The sequence below is a fragment of the Curtobacterium sp. 18060 genome (assembly GCF_902706105.1).
Taxonomy (GTDB): Bacteria; Actinomycetota; Actinomycetes; order Actinomycetales; family Microbacteriaceae; genus Curtobacterium.
Genome location: NZ_CACSJV010000002.1, coordinates 49161 through 71532 on the forward strand (window position 1 = coordinate 49161; position 22372 = coordinate 71532).

The 22372-nt window shown below is 71.9% G+C and carries 23 protein-coding genes; 17 read left to right on the forward strand and 6 right to left on the reverse strand.

Annotated elements, in window-relative coordinates; all coding sequences use genetic code 11:
- Nucleotides 1–66: 66 nt before the first annotated feature.
- Both GVL05_RS01570 and GVL05_RS01575 read left to right on the forward strand, forming a co-directional pair.
- Nucleotides 67–1560 (forward strand): LCP family protein, encoded by a 1494-nt coding sequence (locus GVL05_RS01570; RefSeq protein WP_159570680.1) that lies wholly within the window; start codon nt 67–69, stop codon nt 1558–1560.
- Between the two features lie 34 nt (nt 1561–1594).
- On the forward strand, nt 1595–2377 hold the full coding sequence (locus tag GVL05_RS01575) for an endonuclease/exonuclease/phosphatase family protein (protein ID WP_159570682.1): 783 nt from the start codon (nt 1595–1597) through the stop codon (nt 2375–2377).
- 1 nt (nt 2378) lies between these two features.
- On the opposite strand, the gene GVL05_RS01580 is transcribed toward GVL05_RS01575, so the two are convergent.
- Nucleotides 2379–3110 carry a hypothetical protein gene (locus GVL05_RS01580; RefSeq protein WP_159570685.1) on the reverse strand — a complete coding sequence of 244 codons (732 nt, stop codon included), beginning with the start codon at nt 3108–3110 and terminating at the stop codon, nt 2379–2381.
- Between the two features lie 198 nt (nt 3111–3308).
- On the opposite strand from GVL05_RS01580, the gene GVL05_RS01585 reads away from it, so the two are divergent.
- A complete protein-coding gene (locus tag GVL05_RS01585; protein ID WP_159570688.1) occupies nt 3309–4250 on the forward strand; it encodes an SDR family oxidoreductase in 942 nt (313 codons plus the stop codon).
- 90 nt (nt 4251–4340) lie between these two features.
- Here GVL05_RS01585 and GVL05_RS01590 read toward each other — a convergent pair whose 3' ends face one another.
- On the reverse strand, nt 4341–4658 hold the full coding sequence (locus GVL05_RS01590; protein ID WP_159570691.1) for a hypothetical protein: 318 nt from the start codon (nt 4656–4658) through the stop codon (nt 4341–4343).
- A 172-nt stretch (nt 4659–4830) separates the two neighbouring features.
- On the opposite strand from GVL05_RS01590, the gene GVL05_RS01595 reads away from it, so the two are divergent.
- Nucleotides 4831–5514 carry a TetR/AcrR family transcriptional regulator gene (locus GVL05_RS01595; RefSeq protein ID WP_159570694.1) on the forward strand — a complete coding sequence of 228 codons (684 nt, stop codon included), beginning with the start codon at nt 4831–4833 and terminating at the stop codon, nt 5512–5514.
- A gap of 9 nt (nt 5515–5523) precedes the next feature.
- Here GVL05_RS01595 and GVL05_RS01600 read toward each other — a convergent pair whose 3' ends face one another.
- Together GVL05_RS01600 and GVL05_RS01605 are read right to left on the reverse strand one after the other, a co-directional pair.
- Complete coding sequence (locus GVL05_RS01600; RefSeq protein WP_159570697.1) at nt 5524–7053, reverse strand: threonine/serine exporter ThrE family protein; 1530 nt, start codon at nt 7051–7053, stop codon at nt 5524–5526.
- Between the two features lie 113 nt (nt 7054–7166).
- Entirely contained in the window at nt 7167–7607 is a 441-nt protein-coding gene (locus tag GVL05_RS01605; protein ID WP_111085865.1) for an OsmC family protein, read from the reverse strand.
- 176 nt (nt 7608–7783) lie between these two features.
- On the opposite strand from GVL05_RS01605, the gene GVL05_RS01610 reads away from it, so the two are divergent.
- A complete protein-coding gene (locus GVL05_RS01610; RefSeq protein WP_159570700.1) occupies nt 7784–8827 on the forward strand; it encodes an NAD(P)-dependent alcohol dehydrogenase in 1044 nt (347 codons plus the stop codon).
- Nucleotides 8828–8952: 125 nt separating this feature from the next.
- Here the strand turns inward: GVL05_RS01610 and GVL05_RS01615 are convergent, their stop codons facing one another.
- Nucleotides 8953–10755: a gamma-glutamyltransferase family protein gene (locus GVL05_RS01615; RefSeq protein ID WP_200849137.1), complete on the reverse strand. Its 1803-nt coding sequence runs from the start codon at nt 10753–10755 to the stop codon at nt 8953–8955.
- Between the two features lie 104 nt (nt 10756–10859).
- Nucleotides 10860–11678, reverse strand: coding sequence for a sulfite exporter TauE/SafE family protein (locus tag GVL05_RS01620; protein WP_123294862.1), 819 nt, complete (start codon nt 11676–11678; stop codon nt 10860–10862).
- Nucleotides 11679–11754: 76 nt separating this feature from the next.
- Here GVL05_RS01620 and GVL05_RS01625 point away from each other — a divergent pair, with 76 nt between their 5' ends.
- From GVL05_RS01625 to GVL05_RS01680, 12 genes are all read left to right on the forward strand, one after another.
- On the forward strand, nt 11755–12510 hold the full coding sequence (locus GVL05_RS01625; protein ID WP_159570706.1) for a helix-turn-helix domain-containing protein: 756 nt from the start codon (nt 11755–11757) through the stop codon (nt 12508–12510).
- Between the two features lie 78 nt (nt 12511–12588).
- Nucleotides 12589–13014 (forward strand): helix-turn-helix transcriptional regulator, encoded by a 426-nt coding sequence (locus tag GVL05_RS01630; protein WP_159570709.1) that lies wholly within the window; start codon nt 12589–12591, stop codon nt 13012–13014.
- Entirely contained in the window at nt 13011–13487 is a 477-nt protein-coding gene (locus GVL05_RS01635; protein WP_131844827.1) for an SRPBCC domain-containing protein, read from the forward strand. The genes GVL05_RS01630 and GVL05_RS01635 overlap by 4 nt, the downstream gene beginning before the upstream one ends.
- 123 nt (nt 13488–13610) lie before the next feature.
- Nucleotides 13611–14804, forward strand: coding sequence for a peptidoglycan DD-metalloendopeptidase family protein (locus tag GVL05_RS20330; protein WP_200849136.1), 1194 nt, complete (start codon nt 13611–13613; stop codon nt 14802–14804).
- A 150-nt stretch (nt 14805–14954) separates the two neighbouring features.
- On the forward strand, nt 14955–15671 hold the full coding sequence (locus GVL05_RS01645; protein ID WP_159570712.1) for an NYN domain-containing protein: 717 nt from the start codon (nt 14955–14957) through the stop codon (nt 15669–15671).
- A 97-nt stretch (nt 15672–15768) separates the two neighbouring features.
- A complete protein-coding gene (locus GVL05_RS01650; RefSeq protein ID WP_131844824.1) occupies nt 15769–15966 on the forward strand; it encodes a hypothetical protein in 198 nt (65 codons plus the stop codon).
- A gap of 84 nt (nt 15967–16050) precedes the next feature.
- On the forward strand, nt 16051–16701 hold the full coding sequence (locus GVL05_RS01655; RefSeq protein WP_159570715.1) for a DNA alkylation repair protein: 651 nt from the start codon (nt 16051–16053) through the stop codon (nt 16699–16701).
- A gap of 69 nt (nt 16702–16770) precedes the next feature.
- Nucleotides 16771–18303: an MFS transporter gene (locus GVL05_RS01660; protein WP_235035793.1), complete on the forward strand. Its 1533-nt coding sequence runs from the start codon at nt 16771–16773 to the stop codon at nt 18301–18303.
- A gap of 27 nt (nt 18304–18330) precedes the next feature.
- Nucleotides 18331–18888: a TetR/AcrR family transcriptional regulator gene (locus GVL05_RS01665; RefSeq protein WP_159570721.1), complete on the forward strand. Its 558-nt coding sequence runs from the start codon at nt 18331–18333 to the stop codon at nt 18886–18888.
- Nucleotides 18889–18994: 106 nt separating this feature from the next.
- Complete coding sequence (locus tag GVL05_RS01670; protein WP_159570724.1) at nt 18995–19882, forward strand: aminoglycoside phosphotransferase family protein; 888 nt, start codon at nt 18995–18997, stop codon at nt 19880–19882.
- A gap of 124 nt (nt 19883–20006) precedes the next feature.
- Nucleotides 20007–21200: a zinc-dependent alcohol dehydrogenase gene (locus tag GVL05_RS01675; RefSeq protein WP_159570727.1), complete on the forward strand. Its 1194-nt coding sequence runs from the start codon at nt 20007–20009 to the stop codon at nt 21198–21200.
- A complete protein-coding gene (locus tag GVL05_RS01680) occupies nt 21200–22285 on the forward strand; it encodes an NAD-dependent epimerase/dehydratase family protein (RefSeq protein ID WP_159570730.1) in 1086 nt (361 codons plus the stop codon). Before GVL05_RS01675 ends, GVL05_RS01680 begins: the two co-directional genes overlap by 1 nt.
- Nucleotides 22286–22372 lie beyond the last annotated feature (87 nt).

The window sequence follows — 22372 nt, forward strand, 5'->3', positions numbered from 1 at the left end:
GGGCTGTGGGGTGACCTACCAGGCGGATTCCATGTCCCCTGCGCGCGCTCCGGTTATGGTTTCCCGGTGAGCAACGAACCCGAGCAGACGACGGAACCCGCGCGCCGCGGTGCCGTGACGCCGCGCCACGGGCGCCAGAAGCGACGAGCGGGCGTGGTGTTCCCGGCGATCGCGGGCGTGCTCACGATGGCGGTCCTGCTGAGTGGCGGGTACGCGGCCTACGCCTACAACCAGCTGTCCGGCGGCGTCACGATCGTCAACGCGATCACCGGCAAGAAGGACACGAAGAACGACGTCGACGGCAAGGCGCAGAACATCCTGCTGGTCGGCGACGACCACCGGCCGGACAACGCCACCCCCGAGCAGCTCGCCGAACTGAGCACCGAGTCGGACGGCGGGGCGACGAACACCGACACGATGATCGTCCTGCACATCAACGCCGACGGCTCACAGGCGACGATGATCTCGTTCCCCCGCGACTCGTACGTCGACATCCCGGACGTCGGCAAGGGCAAGCTCAACAGTGCCTTCTACTACGGCACGCTCAACGGTGGCGGCGACACCGGTGGCGCGAAGATGCTCATCAAGACCATCGAGAACCTGAGTGGCCTGCAGATCGACCACTACGTCCGGGTCTCGCTGCTCGGTTTCTACCAGGTGGTCAAGGAGCTCGGCCCGGTCGAGGTCTGCCTGAACCAGGCGACCAACGACCCGTACTCCGGCGTCGACCTGCCGGCCGGCAAGTCCACGCTCGACGCCAAGCAGGCCCTGTCGTTCGTCCGCCAGCGCCACGGTCTGCCGAACGGCGACCTGGACCGCAACGTCCGACAGCAGTACTTCCTGTCGCAGGAAGCCCGGAAGGTCACGTCCGCGGGCACGCTGCTCAACCCGGTCAAGATGGGCAACATCCTGAAGGCGGTCGGGGGTTCGATCCAGACGGACACGAACCTGCTCGACCTCGCCTCGCAGATGAGCAACCTGCGGCCGGCCAACATCCAGTCCGCCACGATCCCCACCCTCGGCACGCCGACCATCTACGTGAACGGTTCCGCGCTGTCGATCGTCGAGATCGACACCGTCGGGCTGCCCGCCTTCGTGCAGGGACTGGTCGGCGAACCGGACACCTACACGAAGGCCGCGGCCGCGCAGCCCGCGAACACCTCGGTCACCGTGCTGAACGGCAGCGGTGTCACGGGGGCCGCCGCCGCAGCGGGTCAGGTCCTGACGAGCCGCGGGTTCCAGGTCGCACCGCCCGGTTCCTCGGACCCCACCACGGCCACGCAGGTGCAGTACCCCGCCGGCCAGGAGGCCCAGGCGAAGGCGGTCGCGGCGGCCGTGCCCGGTGCCGTCGCGGTCCGGACCGGTGCCGTGACGGGCGTCACGCTCGTGCTCGGTACCGACGGCAAGGCCCCGAAGGCCGCCAGCGTGCCGAGCGCGCCCGCCTCGACGCCTGCCGACACCGGCTCGGGGTCGAAGCCGAGCAAGCAGGCGACGAAGGAGCCGGCGCCGAAGTCGACCGACGTGCACAACTACGGCACCGAGGGCACCTGCATCAACTGAGGCCGCGGCCGCACCGGATCGCTAGGTTCGAGGGGTGAGCAGCGCAGCGCGTCCGATCGTCCTGATGACCTACAACATCAAGAACCCGGATCCGGAGCACGACTGGCCGGCCCGACTCCCCGTGCTCCTCGACGTCATCCGTCGGCACGACCCGGACCTGGTGTGCGTGCAGGAGGCCTTCGCGCACCAGCTCGACGACCTGCGCGCCGGGCTGCCGGGCCACGCGGACGTCGGACAGGGCCGTGAGGGTGGCGCCGCGGGGGAGCACCCGGCGGTGTTCTACCGTCGCGACCGGTTCCGACCGACGGACGAGGGCTCGTTCTGGCTGTCGGACACCCCGGACGAGCCGGTCTCGAACACGTGGGGCAGCCTGTTCCCGCGCATCGCGAACCACGCCGTGTTCCTGGACACCGACGGACCTGCGGTCACGGTGCTCACCACACACCTGGACCACGAACCCGGCGAGCACGGCGACGAGGTGCGCGGCAAGAGTGCGGCGCTCATCGTCGAACGGCTCGCGCGGGAGACCGGTCCGGTCATCGTCGCCGGGGACTGCAACGAGCCGGCCGGTGCCGGAACCGCGTCACGGGTCTTCGCCGACGCCGGGTTCGACGACACCTGGGTCCTCGCGGGTGACCCGGGTGACCGGACCGCGACGTTCAACGACTGGCTGCCGCCGGTGGACACCGGGGAGCGCATCGACTGGGTGCTGACCCGCGGGGTCACCCGCACCGACCGGGTCGTCATCGACCACGACGGGCCAGAGACGTGGTTCGCGAGTGATCACTTCCCGGTGGTCGCGACGATCCGCGTGTGAGTCAGCAGCTCCGCTGCGCGTGCACGGGCATCGGGGAGCCGAGCACCGTGACCGTGGTCTCGTTCGTCAGGGCCGAGACGCCGTTGGTGCCGGCGGGGTCGTCCGTGCGCTCGTCGTCCGAGGTGGGGTCGACCCAGCCCTCGCGCAGCAGCAACTGCCACGCGCGGGAGTCGTCCGAACCGTAGGACACCCGTTCGGAGCGCGGGGCGTCCGCGATCTCGTCGGCGATGTCGTCACCGACCTGCACGCCGCCGGGGCCGGTCAGCTCGATCCGTGCACCGAGCCGGCTGCGGACCTCGTCGCGCAGCACCCGGATCTCGACGGCGTTGCCCGCCCGCGCATCGGTGGCCAGGGCCGCGACGCGGATGGCGCCACCCCACGTGTAGGTGGTGCCGGCCGGGAAGCACGCGCCGCCGTCGCCCTCGGCCGTCTGGGTGCGCGACGGGGTGCCGAGCAGGCGGTCGAGCAGGCTCACGGTCAACCGGGAGTCGCGCATCGAGGACTCGATGACGGTCTTCCCGCCGTTGCGGAGCACCAGGGACTCGGCGTCGAGCTCGATCGAGTCGACCCGCCGGAGCTTCGCGTTCGACACGTGCACCGGAGCGGCGTCGTGCGACGTCTCCGCCGCCACGGCGGTGTCCGCTCCGAGCCCGGTGGTGCCGTCGAGCGCCAGCGCACCGGCCGAGAAGGCGAGCACGGCAGCGCCGAGCGCCAGCAGGGTCCGAGGGGTCACCGTTCGACGGTACGACCCCGACCCGTCCAGAACGACAGGTGTTACCGAATCGGGTCCTGGCCGTCACCGGACCGTGACAAACGAGGAAGACGCAACTGCGGCCCTGGACCGGTGCGGCCGGCGGACGCTGGCCGCTCCGCGCGCCGGGGGACAGCCTCCTGGACGGCCCGTGGTGCGCCCCTGCGTACCGTCGGCGGCATGACGGACCAGCAGAACGACCAGGCAGGGCTCGACCAGGCAGCGCTCGATCAGTACTCCATGCAGGACCCGACGAAGATGTACGCCGACAAGAAGCCCGACGAGCAGTACCTCGAGGGCGCCGGCACCGACGCCGAGATGGCGGAGAACGTCCCCGCCGACCACGGCGAGGACACCTACCGCGGCTCCGGCCGTCTGACGGGCCGCAAGGCCCTCGTCACCGGTGGCGACTCCGGCATCGGCGCAGCGGTCGCCATCGCCTACGCACGCGAGGGCGCCGACGTCGCGATCTCGTACCTGCCCGAGGAGCAGGAGGACGCCGACCGCATCGTCGCGCTCATCGAGGCAGCCGGACGCAAGGCCGTCGCGCTGCCCGGCGACATCACCTCACTCGCGGTCTGCGAGCAGATCGTCGCAGACACGGTCGCACAGCTCGGCGGGATCGACATCCTGGTGAACAACGCGGGCAAGCAGCAGAACGTCTCCTCGATCGAGGACATCTCGGACGAGGAGTTCGACGAGACGTTCAAGACGAACGCCTACGCGACGTTCCGGATCACGAAGGCCGCCGTGCCGCACCTGCAGCCGGGCTCCACGATCATCAACACGACGTCGATCCAGGCCTACGCGCCGTCGCCGCACCTGGTGCACTACGCAGCCACGAAGGCCACCGTGAACAACCTGGCGAAGGGCCTGGCCGCGCAGCTCGCACCGAAGGGCATCCGCGTCAACGCCGTCGCACCGGGGCCGATCTGGACGCCGCTGCAGCCGGCCGGCGGGCAGCCGCCCGAGGCGCTGCCGTCCGCGGGCGAGCAGACCTACCTGGGCCGCTGGGGGCAGCCGGCCGAACTGGCGCCGGCGTACGTGTTCCTGGCGAGCGGTGAGTCGTCCTACGTGGTCGGCGAGACGCTCCACGTCGACGGTGGGATGCCGACGCCGTAGCGCGTCGCCGACGGGCTGACGGGAGGCGCGGTGCCGGTGGGTACCGCGCCTCCCGTCGTCCGGGTGGTCCCGTCTGTGGCCGTGGTGACGTCAGCAGGTGACGGCGCGCGCCATCCGCTCGAGGAGTTCCCGCGCCGACAGTGCTGCCGCGAGTTCGACCTCGACCGGGTTGATGCCGATCTCGTGCTCGAACGCGCGGCGACGTGCCTGGTCGACGATCGGTACCTCGGGGCGCTGCGGCAGCACCGCGATGGCCCGGGCGGCGGCGTCGAACGCCCCCGCGGGTCGGCCGAGTTGCTCCCACATCGCGCGGACGTCGTGCGCGACCTGATCCGGGTCGCCGCCGAACTCGAAGCCGGCCGATGCCATCGTCGCGAGTCCCTGTGCGGTGGGGTCGTTCGGGGTCATGCCCGGCATCGTCACACGGATCCGTGCGAACGCGCTGGGCGTGGTGTCGGTGTCCCCCCATGTGCTGACACCCGTACCGGGGATTCTGTTGTCCCCCGTTCTGCGTTTGGATGGACGTGCCCCGGGTCGGGGCGACCTCGGACAGGACGTCCGTGGAACGACGGAGGGCACGATGCTCGAGAACACCAGCGCCGACACGCAGGCCGCAGCGGCCGCGGCGGCGACCCTGCACCTCCGGATCACGATCGTGGGGGCCACCGTCGACCTGCTCCGTGACGTTCCCTTCCACGAAGCACGCGCCGTGCACGTCGCCGAGCGGATGGGCATCCCCGTCGAGGAGCTCCAGCAGCACTTCCCGTCCTGGGACGGCCTGGTGCTCGCAGCCGTCGACCGCTGGAACGGCGGTCGGATGGACGAGGTCACCCGCGAGGTCGGCGATGGTTCGACCGTCGAGCTCCTGCGCGCGATCGTCGCGTCGAACGCCGAGGACCCCGCGCTCATGCGTCTGCTCGTCGCCCTGCTGTCCGTCGCGGGCAACCCCGAGCACCCGATGGCGACGTACCTGCGGTCGCGCTACCAGCTCTTCTACGCACAGGTGAAGCGTGGCCTCGAGCACGACATCGCCGTCGGCCGCGCCCCGCACACCATGGAGCCCCGTCGCGGCGCCGAACAGCTCATCGCGCTGTACGAGGGCCTGCAGCTCCAGGCCCTGCTCCGCTCGGACCTCGACCTGGTTCCGGCGTTCGACCGTGCGGTGGCCCGACTCGAGCGCGGCTGGATGGAGCGCTACGAGCCGCAGGCCGCCCGCCGGCACGCGACGTGGAGCGACGGCGACGACGGCAGCTGGGACATCTAGCCCGGACCGTCAGCGACCGCCCGGCGCAGACCGCGATCCTCGCGGCACTGAGCCGTCGCCGGGGTCGTACCCGGTGTCGCGGATGACCCGGAGCGCGGTGGTGTCGTTGTGGACCGAGTGCACGACGACCCGACGGGTCCGCCGGAGTGCCCGGCGCGCGCCCGGTGTCGCGAACAGGCCGCCGAGCACGAGCCCGGCACCGATCCCGAGCGCCACGGAGACCGCGGCCACGAAGTCGAGGGCCGCGCTCGACGAGCCCGACATGAAGTTCAGCAGTGCGTTCGACACGGCGACACCGGGCAGCAGCGCTCCGCAGAACGCCGGCACCGCGATCGCCGCGACCGCGGTCCGCATCCGCGCGGCTGCGTAGGTGGACAGCACGCCGAGCAGGACCGCGGCCAGGAACGTCGCGCCGAGCAGCGGCAGGCCGAGCTGCCGCAGTCCCCACAGCGAGGCACCCGCGGCCACCGAGAACACCACGGCGACGGGGATCACCCGTGCGCTGGCCTGCTGCACGAAGCAGTTCGCCCCGGCCGACACCACCGTGAGCGAGAGTGACGCCCACAACGGCAGCGCCTGGGTGACGATGCCCGACGGGTCGACCTCGAGGTGCAGCCACTTCGTCATCGCGATCCCCGCGGGCACCCCCACGACGATCGCGGCGATGACCAGGCCGATGTAGAACGCCCGAGCGACCGCCATCGCACGGAAGCCGGAGATCGCGTCCTGGGCCCAGGTCACGAGCGAGACGTGCGGCAGGAGCAGCACCACCAGGGCCGCGACCATCGTGGCGGCGCCCGCCGGGTGCAGGACGCCCGCACCGATGGCCAGGGTGCCGATCACCGACGCGACCGCTCCCTGCGCCCCGGACACGAAGAACTGCGGGTAGCCACGACCCGTCAGCCAGCGCCCGGACAGGATGATCCCGAACATCAGCACGAAGGCGCCGATGCCCGCTCGCCACCCACCACCGGCCTGCATCGCGATCGAGGTCCCCAGGATCGAGAGCCCGACGTCGGCGAGCCACGTGGGCCAGCGCGGCGGCATCCGCAGCACCGCCACGAGGGCGCTGACGCCCGAGGTCATGTCCCGCTCGTCGTGGATCAGGTCGTCCACGATCTGGTTCGCGCGCGCGAGCCGGTCGAGGTCGGAGCCGTCGGAACTCACGGTCCGGACCTTCACGAGCGGCGGGATGTCGGCCGGCGCGTACTGGATCGTCACCGAGCTGCCGGAGAAGTCGAGGTCGAGCGGGGCCAGGTTCCACTTCGTCGACACCGCGACGACGGCGGTCTCGACGCTGCGGGTGTCGGCACCGGAGGCGAGCATCACCTCGGCCAGGTCGAGGCAGAAGTCGACGATCTGGGCGGCGGTGTACTGGTCGCGCCCCTTGGCGTCGGGTTCGACGTGCTCGTAGATCGTGCCGCGCAGTCGGGCACGGGCGTCGCGCAGGTCGTGCTGCGCCAGGCTGCGGCGTCGGGGGCGGGGCGGCCGGTGTGGGCGCCCCGGTTTCGGTTCGCCGGGGAAGTGCTGCTCGGCCATCCGACCATGGTGCCAGTCGCGATCTGGACGCGACCAGAGCGGACGGGAGGCCCGGTGCCAGCTGGCACCGGGCCTCCCGTCAGGTGGTCGGTCGCGTCTCGGACGCGACCCGACTACTGCTCGAACGTCGCGTCGAGCGTGATGTCGACGCCGGTGAGTGCCTTGCTGACCGGGCAGGTCGCCTTGGCGTCCTCGGCGGCCTTCAGGAAGGTCGCCTCGTCGATGCCGGTGACCTCGCCGTGCACGGTCAGGGCGATGCCGGTGAGCTTGAAGCCGCCGGCGGAGTCCGGGCCGAGTGAGACGTCGGCCTTGACGTCGAGGGCCTCGACCGTGCCGCCGGCCTCGCCGAGGACGGCGGAGAACTGCATGGCGTAGCAGGCCGAGTGTGCGGCGGCGATGAGCTCCTCGGGGCTGGTGCTGCCACCGGCCTCGTCAGCGGCGCGCTTCGGGAACGAGACGTCGTAGGTGCCGACCTTCGAGCTGGAGAGTTCGACCTGGCCGGAACCGTCGTTGAGGCCGCCGTTCCAGGCGGTGCGTGCGGTGCGCGTGGGCATGGCCGCTCCTTTCGTGTGGGGGATCGGACCCGAGCGGGACCGTCGCAGCCGAGTCAAGCGGAGAACGCACGTTCTCGCAACCGGCTCACGGCGAAGACGCAGGCTTCGCGGTTCTGAGCGACAGGTGTTGCCCACAACAACAGGTGTAGCGTGAGGGTGTTCTGAGGAGACCCACCATGCGCGCCGTCGTGTTCGAGCAGTACCAGACCTTCCCGTCCCTGACGGAGGTCCCCAAGCCCACGCCGGGTCCGGGGGAGGTGCTCCTCAAGGTCGCAGGTGCCGGCGCGTGCCACTCGGACGTCGCGGTGTACCGCGAGTTCGCCGCCGGGGCTCCGGGGTCGCAGCAGCCCCCGTTCGTCCTCGGGCACGAGAACTCCGGCTGGGTCGAGTCCGTCGGTGACGGCGTGACCGGGTTCACCGAGGGCGACGCCTACCTGGTCTACGGGCCGGTCGGCTGCGGGCACTGCTCGTACTGCTCGAAGGGGCAGGACACCTACTGCGAGAACGCCGCGACCAACCCGTACATGGGCATCGGTCTCGGGCGCGACGGCGGCATGGCCGAGTACGTCAGCGTCCCCGCTCGCAACCTCGTGCCGCTCGGTGACGCCGACCCGATCGCCGCCGCACCGCTCAGCGACGCCGCGCTCACGCCGTACCACGCGATCAAGAACGCGCTGCCGAACCTGGCAGGCGGCGGCAAGTACGCGCTGGTCGTCGGCCTGGGCGGCCTCGGGCAGATCGCCGTGCAGATCCTCACCGCGCTCACCGGCGCCACGGTCATCGCGACCGACGTGAAGCAGGACGCCATGGACGGCGCTGCCGCCCGTGGCGCGATCACGGTGCCCGGCGGGCCGGACCAGGCCGCCGCGATCCGCGAGGTCACCGGCGGCCGCGGGGTCGACGCCGCGTTCGACTTCGTCGGAGCGACGCCCACCATCAAGGTCGCGCAGGCGTCCATGGCCGTGGGCGGCCGGTTCACCGTCGTCGGGATCGCCGGTGGCACCACCGAGTGGAACTTCTTCCGGACGCCGTACGAGTCGACCATCACGAACACCTACTGGGGCACCATCGAGGACCTGCACGAGGTCGTCGCCATGTACCGCGCCGGGCAGATCGTCCCCGACGTGGAGCGGTACGCGCTGTCGGACGCGCTCGAGGCCTACCGGAAGCTCGAGGCCGGCGAGCTGTCGGGCCGCGCGGTCGTCGTCCCGACGCTCTGACGCTCTGATGCCGGGTCGCCTCGCGGCATCCCTGGTCGAATCGGGCGTACCTGGTCGGAAGTTCTGACCAGGTACGCCCGATTCCGCTTTCCAGCGCGAGTGTCCTGGGAAAGAACGACCCCGGGTCAGCGGCCTGCGGCGTAGCCCTGGGCACCGCGTGGGTTCGCGGCGGCGCCGAGCACGCCCGTCGCCGGGTCCCGCGTCACGCACGTCAGCCGTCCGAGCGACCAGTCGCCGGCGCGGGTGACGACGTGACCACGGGCCTCGAGTTCCGCGATGACGTCGTCGCCGAGGCGGTCCTCGACCACGAGCCCCGCCGGCTCCCACGTGCGCGGCCAGAACGACCCCGGGAACGACGTCGTGTGCAGCGCCGGGGCGTCGATCGCCTGCTGCGGGGTGTACCCGCCGACGATCCACCGCAGCAGGAACAGCAGCTGCCACTGGTCCTGCTGGTCGCCGCCGGGTGAGCCGACCGCGGCCACGGGGACGCCGTCACGCAGCACCAGGGTCGGTGTCAGGGTCGTGCGGGGGCGCTCGCCGGGGCGGAGCGTCGACGCCGTGCCCGGTTCGAGCCAGGTCATCTGCAGCCGGGTGCCCAGGCAGAACCCGAGGTCCGGGATCGTCGGCGACGACTGCAGCCACCCGCCGGACGGCGTCGCGCTGACGATGTTGCCCCAGCGGTCCACCACGTCGATGTGGCAGGTGTCGCCCCGGGTCTCGCCGTCCGGGGCCACGAACGGCTCGCCGCGGTCCTCGACCGGCGCGACGGGAGCGACCGGCGCGCGCTCGGCGTCCCGCGCGACCTGCACCGTGGGTTCACCGAGACCAGCGCCGTCGCCGGCGGAGTACGACGTCCGGGCCGGCGGCATCGCCCGCTCGACGCCCGCGATCGTGCCCGGTCGCAGCTCGGACGAGGCCCGCTCGCCGATCAGCGCACGCCGCTCGTCCGTGTACGCGTCGGAGAGCAGCACGTCGAGCGGGACGTCGCCGTCGCCGTAGAACGCCTCACGGTCGGCCATGGCGAGCTTCTGCGCCTCGACGATGGTGTGTGCGCCGACCGACGTCGACGGGTCGAGCAGTGCGTCGTCGAGCGGTTCGAGCAGCCGCAGGGTCTGCAGGAGTGCCGGACCCTGACCCCACGGCCCGGTCTTCGCGATCGTGCAGCCGCGGAACTCCACCGTCGCCGCGGGCTCGTACGACGCCCGGAACGCCGCCAGGTCCGACGCTCGGATGACCCCGGCGTGGTCGGTGCCCGACGCGTGTCGGTGCGGCGCCCGCACGAAGCGGTCGATGGCCTCGGCGACGAAGCCCTCGGCCCACTCGCTCCGCGCGGCGTCGATGCGGGCGGTCCGGCTGCCGGAGCCGTCACCGGCGTCGAGGAGCCGGTCGAGCACTGCGGCCAGCGCCTCGTTGCGCACCAGGTCCCCGGGGGCCGGCACCGTGCCTCCTGGCAGCCACTGCGTGGCGGACGTGGGCCAGTGGTCACGGAACAGGCCCTGCACGGCGGTGATCGTCCGGACCACCCCGGCTGCGACCGGGTGGCCGTCACGGGCGTAGCCGATCGCCGGCGCGAGGACGTCCGCGAGCTCCCACGTGCCGTGGTCGCGGAGCAGCAGCAGCCACGCGTCGACGGCACCCGGGACGGTGGCGGCGAGTGCGCCGGAGCCGGGGACGAGGTCGAGGCCCTCGGCGCGGTAGTGCTCGGGCGTCGCACCGGCCGGCGCCGGTCCCTGGCCGACGAGCACGACCGGGGTCGGGTCCGACTCCGTCGCGAACACCGCCGTCAGGTCGCCGCCCGGGCCGTTCAGGTGCGGTTCGACCACGTGCAGGACGAACGCGCCCGCGACGGCTGCGTCGAAGGCGTTGCCGCCGCGTTCGAGCACCGACTGCGCGGTGGCGGTCGCGATCCAGTGCGTCGCGGCTGCCATGCCGAACGTGCCCTGCAGGTCCGGGCGCGAGGTCTGCGTGGTGGGCGGGACGAAGGCGGGGTTCGGCGTCGGCATGCACCCATCCTCTCCCCGGGGCTCCCCGCTCAGCCCAGGGCCACGACGATCCCCGCTGCGACGAGCAGTGCGACGTAGCCCCAGGCGTGCGCGACCTCGGGCAGGTGCGGCGGGCGGCGTCGGAGCAGCACGATGACCGGCATCGCGCCGACCAGCAGGGCCACGGCTGCCCGGACGTCGACGGCGCCGACGAGTCCGGCGGCGTGCGGGACGACCGCCGGCAGCAGCATGGTCACGGCGGCGGCAGGCAGCGTGATCGCCAGCGTGAGGGGGTTCGCCAGGGTGGTCGCCGCGGTCATGGTGGCACCGGACCGGCGCAGCATCGGGACCGTCATCACGCTGCCGCCGACCCCGAGGAACGCCGCGACCGCACCGATCGGGAGGCCCGTGGCGGTCGGCACGCCGGTACGGGTCGGTCCGTGGTCGCGTCCACCGCCGCGGGTCGCGACCGCGCGGTCCGTCGCCGAGCTGCGCAGGAAGCCCGGGCGCAGCAGCAGGTCGGCGACCGTGACCCCGAGGTAGGCGACGAAGCCCCAGCGCAGGAGCGCGTCCGGGGCCCCTCGTGCGGCGAGCACCCCGACCGCGCCGCCGACCCCGAGCAGGACGAACAGCGGCGAACGGCCCCGGAGTGGTGCGAGTGCGCCGCGCCGGGCCGAGACGGTGGCCACGGCGGCGTTCACCAGCATCACGAGGGCCGAGGTCGCCGTGGCCACCCGGACGGCGTCGCCACCGAGGGCTGCGTCGGCGACGGTGATGATCGGCACGGTGACGAACCCACCCCCGAACCCGAACAGGACGGTGGTGACCCCGACCAGGACCCCGATGACCACGAGCACGATGAACGACATGCCTCCATCCCAGCGGGGATCACCACGGCGGACGATCGGGTGTGCGGCAGGTTCCTTCGAGACCTAGCCTCGACGTGTGCGCAACGTCCCGGTCTCCGAGTTCGACCACCAGCCGTTCGACGTCCTGCCGATCGGCACCGACTACCCGCCGGACCACCTGCTCGCCCGGCACGAGCACCGACGGGCGCAGCTGCTCTACGGTGCGAGTGGCGTGATGCTCGTCGAGACCGACGACGGCTCGTGGACCGTGCCGACCGACCGGGCCGTGCTCATCCCGCCCGGGGTGCCCCACGAGGTCCGGATGCTCGACGTCAGCACCTGGAGCCTGTACATCGAGCCGGACACCGTGCCCTGGTGGCCGACCCGGTGCACCGTCGTCGAGGTCGGGCCCCTGCTGCGCGAGGTGCTGCGTGCCGCCAACGCGCTCGACGTGCCGTACGACGACGACGCCCGGGACGGCACCCTCGTCCGGCTCGCCCTGCACGAGCTCCAGCGCGTCGCACCGATCCCGCTGAGCGTCTCGCTGCCGCCACGGGGTGTCCTGCGCGACCTGTGTCGGGCGTACCTGGCCGAGCCCGACGTCCACGTGACGAACGCCGACTGGGCGCGCGCGGCGGCCGTCTCGGAACGCACCCTCGACCGCCACTTCCGTGCGGCCACGGGGGTGGGTCCCGCGAGCTGGCGGGTGCGTGCGCGACTGTTGTCGAGCCTCCCGGCCCTGCGACGCGGCACCGTGACGGAGGTGGCGGGCCGACTCGGCTACGCGACCCCCGCGGCGTTCACCGCCGCCTTCTCGAAGGCGTTCGGGGCCCCGCCGTCCCGGTTCCGGTGAGGCCTTGCGCTCCCGGGGGTGCGAGCGCATACTGAACGCCGAGGTTAATTAACCGTCTGGTTCACCGAGGGGGCGACGATGGAACCCGACCGCACCGACGTCGTCCTGTCGGCGCTCGCCGACCCGATCCGACGGCGCATCGTCGAACGGCTCGGCAAGGGTGAGGCGACCGTCTCCGAGTTGTCGGAGCCGTTCGACGTCAGCGCCCCGGCGATCTCGCGGCACCTCGGCGTGCTCGAACGCGCCGGCCTCATCACGCGCGAGCGGCACGGCACGTGGCGCACGTGCCGTCTCCGGCCCGAGGCCGTCGACGAGCTCGGCGCCTGGCTGGGCCGGTTGCGTCCCGACTGGGACCGCCGGTTCGACCGCCTGGAGGCCCTGCTCGCCGCCCAGCGCACGCCTGCCCCGGTGGGCAGCCCGTCCACCGCCCCACCCGCCAGTTCCACCAGTTCCGCCAGTTCCGCCAGTTCCGCCTTCACCGTCGATCCGCAGGAGCAGTCATGACCGAACAGTTCACCGCCCACGCCACCCACCGCTTCGCCCACCCCGTCGCCGACGTCTACCGAGCGTTCGTCGACCCGGCCCTGCTCGCGCTCTGGTTCGGGCCCCTCGGCTTCCACGTCCCCGTCGCCACCGTCGAGGTCGACGCGCGAGTCGGTGGCGCCTGGAACCTCACGATGGTCAGCAACGACAACGCCGAGTGGTCGTCGCCCGTCACCTCGACCCTCGAGCAGATCGAGGAGAACCGGATCATCGTCGGCACCTCGACGGCGCACGGCATCCCCGGGGTCGAGGACGGCACCGCGCTGTCCCTGACGCTGGAGTTCGCCGAGGACGGCGACGGCACGATCGTCACCCTGACGCAGGGACCCTTCCCCGAGTTCATGCGCGACATGAACATCGCCGGCTGGACGCAGTCGTTCCACAAGCTCGAAGCGCTGCTGGCGACACCGAAGGAGTTCTTGCAGCAGCCGTAGCCGCACCCCCCTGTCAAGGGGTTGTGCGCCCCGCGCAGAAAAGCGACCATCGTTCGGTGACTCGTACAGGGCGAGCGCCGAACGACCGCGCAGGGGCGTGGTCGGTTCCGAGTCAGGGGATCCATGACCACCACTCCGTCGACCGTCGCACGTGCGCGCCGACTCCCACGTTTCGCCGGCGCCGTCATGGCGCTGGCCCTCGCGGCGGGGGCGCTCGTCGCCACCGCCGAACCCGCCGCGGCGTCCGCAGTGTGGGTCGGGTCGGTCCCGGCCGGCACGAAGCTCCTGCCCGGTGACCAGGTGACCTCGCAGAACGGCCAGTTCCGGCTCATCATGCAGGGTGACGGGAACCTGGTCGAGTACGGCATCGGGAACCGCGTGCTGTGGGCCTCGAACACCGCAGGTTCCTCGAACGTCTACGCCGTCGTGGGGCGGGACCGCGCACTCGACATCATGCGCAACGGCAAGCGCGTGGCGCGCTGGGCCTCGGCCGGCCGAGCGAACTCGACTGCGCTGGCCGTGCGTGCGGACGGCACCATGGCGCTGCTCGCCGGCACCTCCGTCGTCGTGAAGTGGAACACCTTCCAAGACCGGATCGCCTCCGGTGGTGCCCTGCTGAGCGGCACCGTCCTGCGCTCCGACGCGACCACCAACCGCACGCTCGAGATGCGCGCGGACGGCAACCTGGTGCAGCGGGTGAACGGTGCAGTGGTCTGGCACACGAAGACGGGTGGCCACCCCGGAGCCTGGGCCGAGCTGCAGAAGAACGGCAACTTCGTGATCTGGTCGAAGGACCCGGCGCGCAAGGTCGCACTGTGGACCACGAAGACGACCACCGCGGGCTCGAGCAACCTGCTCCTGCAGGTCGACGGCAACCTCGTGATCTACGGGGCGAAGGACACCCGCGTGTGGTCGAGCCGCCCCGTGACCGGGCTCGCCTGGCCGGTGAAGGGCACGAAGATCACCGGCAGGTACGGCGACGACCGCGGTGCCGGACACGTCCCGCGCTACCACCAGGGCACCGATGCCCCGGTCCCGGTCGGCACCCCCGTGTACGGCGCGGGAACCGGAACGGTCACGAAGACCGTGGCGAACGACGCCTCGTACGGCAACTACATCGTCGTGACCTACGGCATGACCACGGTGCTCACCGCCCACCTCAGCAAGATCGGGGTGAAGAAGGGCCAGATCGTGAAGCTCGGTACCGAGATCGCGAAGTCCGGCAACACCGGGCAGTCGACCGGCCCGCACGTGCACGTCGAGACGCGGCGCAACGGCACGCTCGTCGACCCGTTGAAGAACATGCACTTCCGCTGATCCGGGAGCGCTGGCGGCGTACCGCTTCGTGAGCAGAAATGGTCGGGTCGCCTTCGGGCACCCGACCATTGCTGCTCACGAAGTGCGGGCGCCCCGCACCCGGCGAACGCTCACTCCATCGAGTGGAACATCACATGACAGACTGTCCCGATGGGTGTGGAAGAGGTCGGCCGCAAACCGCGGGCTGCTGTGTACATCGACGGCTTCAATCTCTACCGCCGCGCCCTGGAACACCGGCCGGATTGCCGGTGGCTGGACGTCCGCAAGCTGAGCGAGACGCTCCTCCCGGATTTCGAGGTCGTCCTCGTGCGGTACTTCACTGCGCGCGTGCGTTTCGTCGAAGGGGAAGATCCGGCGGCGCCCTCCAGGCAGAGCGCTTACCTGCGCGCCCTCGCGACACTCCCCGCGGTCACCACGCACTTCGGCACGTTCCGTTCCGATCGGCGATGGATGGCGAAGAGTCCGCTCGAACTGGACGACGACGGTTCCCCGCGCACTGTGCGGGTCCGGAAGATCGAGGAGAAGGGGTCGGACGTGAGTCTGGCTGCGCACTTGGTCTGCGATGCGATGGACGGGTTGGTCGACGCGGCCTTCGTCCTGTCGAACGACTCCGACTTCGTCGACGCACTGCGAATCGTCCGCGAAAGGGGTGGCGTCGAGATCGGGCTCATGTGCCCGAGCCCTTCCCCTGTGCGGAGTCTCCTCGCACTGGAGCCCGACCATGTACGTCACGTTCGGGCGGCCGTCATGCGCGACTCGCAGCTGCCCGACAGGATCGCGGACGTTCGCGGTGTCATCACGCGACCGAAGAGTTGGCGTGCCAGAAGTACAGAAGCCCCGCCAGAGGCGGGGCTTCGCGCCCGGTAGTCGAGACATCCGGGGGTGTACGGCCAATGTACTGCGTATCACCACGGGGTGCAACCGGGCTGCGCAGGACCTGCTCCCCGCCACGAAACGAGGACCCATGACCACGACGTTCACATCGCACGCGCATCGAGAGGGGAGGTGGTGGGTCGTCCAGAACGATCAGGTGCCAGGAGCGATCTCGCAGGTCAGTCGAATCGAGCTGGCCGCCGGAGCGCAGCGGGAAGCGATCGCCTTCGTCGCCGAGGCCGTCGTCGACGATGTCGCGGTGGTGATCCGGATGGAGCGACCTTCGTGAGCAGGAATGGTCGGGTCGCCTTCGGGCACCCGACCATTGCTGCTCACGAAGTGCGGGCGGGGCGGCGCGGATACCCTTGACCGGATGACATCGCGCGGCGGGACCGGGGCTGGGAGCGGGGCCGACGCGGAGGCCGTGCTCGTCGCCTTCGCGCGCTCCAGCGGGGACGTCGCGGCGGCGCGCCGGGTCGCACGGCGGTTCGAGGGCCTCGACGACGGCGAGCGCTCGGCGCTGCTGTGGAGCGAGGGCGACGGCGCGAAGCTCATCGCCGTGCTGCTGCTGGTGCAGGCGATGCGCGAGCGCCCCGATCCGGAGCTGACCGACGAGTACCTGTCGGCAGCGAAGGCCGAGCGGTTCGACGACCCGGCGCTGGTCGACCTGGCAGCCGAGGAGCTCGTCGGTGCGCCGCTCGTGGGTGGCTCGACGGGGCCGCTGTTCGCGCTCGTGAAGTCCGACGTGGCGATGGTGCGCCGGATCGCGGTCGTGGCGACGCTGGCCTTCGCGAAGCAGGGCGACGCCGAGGTGCCACTCGGGATCGCGGGACGCCTGGTGCGGGAGCGGAGCGACACCGTGCAGTCGGCGCTGGGGTGGGTCCTGCGCGAGACGGGCAAGCGCGCGTCGGAGCCGGCGCTCGTGGCGTTCCTCGAGAAGAGCGGACGGTTCCTGGCGCCTGCGGCGCGCCACACGGCGACCGAGCACCTGCCGCCGGCGGATCGCGACCGCCTGCGGGGTTGAGGACGAACGACGCTGACAACCAACTGTGCAGTCGGCTCTACCGACCATGTGGTCGGTTAGGGTCTCCGGGTGACCGAAACCACCCCGAGCACCAGCACCGCCCCGATCCACCGCGCCTCCGTCCGTGAATGGGCGTCCCTCGGTGTCCTCACCCTGGCCGTGGTGCTGCTGGCGATCGACGGCACCGTGCTGGCCCTCGCGGTCCCGTCGCTGACCGCGGACCTCGACCCGACCGCGACGCAGGTGCTCTGGATCGGCGACGTCTACTCGTTCGCGCTCGCTGGGCTGCTCGTGACGATGGGCAACGTCGCCGACCGGATCGGCCGGAAGCGCCTGCTGCTCGTCGGCGCGGTCGCGTTCGGCCTGGCCTCGGCCGCCGCAGCGTTCGCGCAGACGCCCGAGCTCCTCATCGCCGCGCGGGCACTGCTCGGCATCGCCGGAGCGACCCTGATGCCGTCGACCCTGTCGCTGGTGCGCACGATCTTCCGCGACGCCCGGCAGCGCACCACCGCGATCGCCGTGTGGTCGGCGGGTGCGACGGGTGGTGCCGCCGCCGGACCGCTCGTCGGCGGTGCGCTGCTCGAGCACTTCTGGTGGGGCTCGGTCTTCCTCATCAACATCCCCGTCATCGTCGTGATCGTCATCGCCGGAGCCATCCTGCTGCCCGAGTCGAAGGGCGGCTCGCGCACCCCGATCGACCTGCTCTCCGCCGTCCTCTCGGTGCTGGCGATCGTGCCGCTCGTGTACGCCGTGAAGCACGTCGCCGGGCACGGGTTCGACTGGACGGTGCCCTTGACGGCACTCCTCGGCATCGGCGCCGGCTGGTGGTTCGTCCGCCGCCAGAAGCGCCTCACGACGCCGCTCATCGACCTGCAGCTGTTCCGGATCCCGGCGTTCTCGGGCGCCGTCGTCGCGAACTCGTTGTCGGTCTTCGCGCTGAGCGGCCTGCTGTTCTTCTTCTCGCAGTACCTGCAGCTGGTCCGCGGGTTCACGCCGCTGCTCGCCGGAGCGGCCGAGCTGCCGGCGACCCTGGCCTCGATCGCGGTGATCGCGATCATCGGGCTGCTGTCCCGGCGGGTCGGACCCGGCCGGTCGATCGGTCTCGGCCTGGCGGTCGCTGCCGTGGGCATGGCCGGTCTCGCGTTCGCCGAGGGGCTGCCGACGTACTGGGGGATCGCGATCGCCCTCGCCGTGGTTGGCCTGGGCGTCGGGGTCTCGATGACCCTGGCCACCGACGCAGTCGTCGCCGCGGCACCGCGGGAGCGTGCCGGCGCGGCCTCGGCCATCTCCGAGACCGGCTACGAACTGGGCGTCGCGCTCGGCATCGCGGTGCTCGGCTCGCTGCAGACCGCGTTCTACCGGTCGAACCTCGACGTCACGAGCGGCGCGGTCAGCGGCGGCGTCGGCGACCAGATCCGTGAGTCCCTGGCGTCGGCGTCACAGGTCCTGCAGGACGGCGACCCGATCCTCGAACACGCTCGGCACGCCTTCACCGGTGGCATGCAGCTCGCCTCGATCTGCGCGGCCGTGGCGCTCGCCGTCGCCGCAGCGGTCGCACTCCGGGTGATCCCGAACCGGCAGGATGGACCGCATGAGCACTGAAGGTCGTCATGAGCACTGAGGGTCGTCATGAGCACTGACGGCACTCGCGATCGTGAACGCACCCGTCAGGCGGTCCTCGAGGCCGCCGAGCGGCTGCTCGCCGAGCGCGGCACCCGGGTGAGCGTCGCCGAGATCGCGGCGGACGCCGGCGTCTCCAAGAGCGGCCTGCTCCACCACTTCCCGTCGAAGGACGAGCTGCTCCTCGCCGTCGCCGCGCACGGTCTCGCGACGTTCAAGGACGAGGTGCTGCGGCACGTCGACCTGGCCGAGAACCGCCCCGGCAAGGTCCTCCGCGCCTACGTGCGGACCCTGTGCGGCGGCAGCCAACGCGCCATGGAGGTCTTCTCGCCGACGGCGCACTGGACCGGCCTGATGGCGGTGCCGGGGGTCGAGGCGGTCGTCGCCGCGGACGCCGACGACTGGCGCGCGGTGTTCGCGCGCGACGGCCTGCCCGAGGACCGCACGCTGGTCGTCCGGCACGCGGCCGAGGGGCTCGCAGCAGCTGTCGCCATGCCGCCGTACCTGGACGCACGCGAGCTGGCGGTCACCCGTGACGCGCTGCTCGCCCTGGCAGAACCCGCCTGACGACCCGGCCAGGAGGCCCGGTGCGCGGCCGCCCCGCTGGTCACCAGTGCAGGCGGCCGGCCCGACCCCCGTGGTCCGGTCGGCGGCGTCGGCCTACCCTGGGGCCATGCACACCGAAGTGCCCCGGATCGACGCCGCACTCGTGGAACGGCTCGTCGCGACGCAGTTCCCCGAGTGGAACGGCCTGCCCGTGCGCGAGGTCGACCACCAGGGCTGGGACAACCGCACGTACCGACTCGGCGACGCGCTGTCCGTCCGGCTGCCGAGTGCCGCCGGCTACGTGCCCGGGGTCGAGAAGGAGCAGGATGTCCTGCCGTACCTGGCACGCCGGTTGGACGTCGCGGTCCCCGAGCCGGTCGGCCTCGGCGAACCGGGCGAGGGGTACCCGTTCCCGTGGTCGGTCCGGCGGTGGCTCGACGGGACGGTGGCCGCGCGTGCGGTCGACCTCGACCACGAGCGCTTCGCCGCCGACGTCGGCGCGGTGCTCCGGCAGCTCCGGAGCCTCCCCGCCACCGGGGGCCCGACCGCCGGCGTGCACTCGTTCCACCGTGGCGAGCACCCCTCGGTGTACGGCGCCGAGGTCGTCGCGGCGCTCGACACCCTGGGCGCGCAGGTCGACCGTGCGGCGTGCGAACGCATCTGGGACGACGCGGTCGCCTCGACCTGGGACCGTCCGGGGGTCTGGTTCCACGGGGACGTCGCGCCGGGCAACCTGCTCGTGGACGACGCGGGACGCCTCGCCGCCCTGATCGACTTCGGCACGTGCGGGGTCGGCGACCCGGCCTGCGACCTCGTGCTCGCGTGGACGTTCCTCGAGCCAGCGGCGCGCCCGGTGTTCCGCGAAGCCGTGGGGCTCGACGCCGACGCGTGGGCGCGGGCGCGTGGCTGGGCGCTGTGGAAGGTGCTCATCATGCTCGCGGGCAGTGCCGGCCCGGGCGACCGCGCGGAGCACGAGCGCGTGCTCGCCACGGTGCTCGCGGATCCCGTCGTCTGACCGGGCGGCGGAGCCCCGAACCCAGGCGGGGCTGTGAACGCACCACGGGGCGGGCGCGTACCGAGGAGGGAGAAGCGAGCCGCGCCTCCCGGCCGGCCCGAAGCGACCACGAGAGGAACGCGACGTGCGCGCACTGACCTGGCAGGGCACCGAGAAGGTGTCCGTCGAGACCGTCCCCGACCCGACCATCCAGGAACCGACCGACGCGATCGTGCGGATCACGTCCACGGCGATCTGCGGCTCCGACCTGCACCTGTACCGGGTCCTCGGCCCGTACATCGACAAGGGCGACGTCCTCGGCCACGAACCCATGGGCATCGTGGAGGAGGTCGGCAGCGCCGTCACGAACCTCAAGGTCGGCGACCGGGTCGTCGTCCCCTTCAACATCTCGTGCGGCCACTGCTGGATGTGCAAGAACGGCCTGCAGTCGCAGTGCGAGACCACCCAGGTCACCGAGTACGGCTCGGGAGCGGCGCTCTTCGGCTACACGAAGATGTACGGCCAGGTCCCCGGCGGCCAGGCCGAGTACCTCCGGGTCCCGCACGCGGACTACGGGCCCATCGTGATCCCGGACGACGGCACGCCCGACGACCGGTGGCTGTTCCTCAGCGACATCCTGCCCACCGCGTGGCAGGCCGTGCAGTACGCGAACGTGCCCGAGGGCGGCACGCTCGCGGTGCTCGGACTCGGCCCCGTCGGCCAGTTCGCCGCCCGCATCGGCAAGCACCTGGGCTACCGCGTGCTCGCCGTCGACCCCGAACAGGTCCGCCGCGACCTGGGGGCGAAGCACGGCGCCGAGGTGTTCGACCTGACCAAGGACACCGTGCCGGAGCTCGTCGACCTGACCGACGGCCGCGGCCCCGACGGAGTCGTCGACGCGGTCGGCATGGAGGCGCACGGCAACCCCGTCGCCGGCTTCGCGCAGCGTGCGGCCGGCCTGCTGCCCGACGCCCTGGCGCAGAAGGCGATCGAGGTCGCCGGCATCGACCGGCTCGCAGCCGTGCACGCCGCGATCGACCTGGTCCGCCGCGGCGGCACCGTGTCCATGAGCGGCGTCTACGGCGGCATGGCCGACCCGATGCCGATGATGACGCTCTTCGACAAGCAGATCACCATCCGCGAAGGACAGTGCAACGTGAAGCACTGGATCGACGACATCATGCCGCTCGTGCAGGATCCGTCGGACCCGCTCGGCACGCTCGACCTGACCACGCACCGGGTGTCGCTCGAGGACGCCCCGCACATGTACGAGGTGTTCCAGAAGAAGCAGGACGGCTGCGTGAAGGTCGTGCTCGACCCCGCCCTGGCCGCCGCCTGATGCGGATCGTCGTCGTCGGCGGGACCGGCAACGTCGGGACGGCGGTGCTCCGTCGGCTCGCGCAGGCGCGGGTCGCCGCGCGGGCGGACGGGGCTTCGCCCGGTGCCTCCGACGGCGACGGGCGCGGCGGCAGCGTCGAGATCGTCGGGGTCGCGCGGCGGTTGCCGGACGTGCACGCGGAGCCGTACGGTTCCGCGGTCTGGCACGCCGTGGACATCGGCGCGTCCGACGCGGTCGGCCAGCTCACCGCGGTCTTCACCGGTGCCGACGCCGTGATCCACCTGGCCTGGGCGCTGCAGCCGACGCACGACATCCCGATGCAGTACCGGACGAACGTCACCGGCACCGCGAACGTGTTGTCGGCCGTGGCGCGAGCAGGGGTGCCGCAGGTCGTCGTCGCGTCGTCGGTCGGGACCTACCGGGGCGTCGACGCCGCGGGCAAGCGGACCCCGGTCGACGAGAGCTGGCCGACCGACGGCATCCCCACCGCGACGTACTCGATCCACAAGGCCGCGAACGAAGCGGCGATGGACGCGTTCGAGGCAGACCATCCGTCCGTGGTCGTCACGCGGCTGCGCCCGGGGCTGATCTTCCAGCGGGACGCCGCCGCCGAGATCCGCGGGCTGTTCCTCGGACGCCTCGTGCCGATGTCGATCGTGCGGTGGATCCGGTGGCTCGTGCTGCCCCTGCCGTACCCGTTCGTGTTCCAGGCGGTGCACGCCGACGACGTCGCCGACGCCTACTGGCGGACCGTCGATCAGCGGGCCGGCGGAGCGTTCAACATCGCTGCGTCGCCCGTGCTCAACCCGCCGCGGTTGGCCCGGGCCTTCGGCATGCTCGGTGCCGTGCGGATCCCGCTCGGACTGCTGCGCGGGATCGTGACGCTGACGTGGCGGCTGCGGTTGCAGCCGACGGACGCCGGCTGGATCGACATCGCGGCCGGCGTGCCGATCATGCGGACCGACCGTGCCCGGTCGGTGCTCGGATGGGAGGCCCGGCACACCTCCGAAGACGCGTTGCGTGCGCTCGTGGCCGGGTTCGCGGACGGTGCGCACGTGGCCGCGTCGGATCCGCTGCGGGGCTAGCTGGGCTGGGGCTGCCGGGGCGTACCGGGTGCTTTCGGGCGTACCGGGTCGGAAGTTTCGACCAGGTACGCCCGATTCCGATTCCCA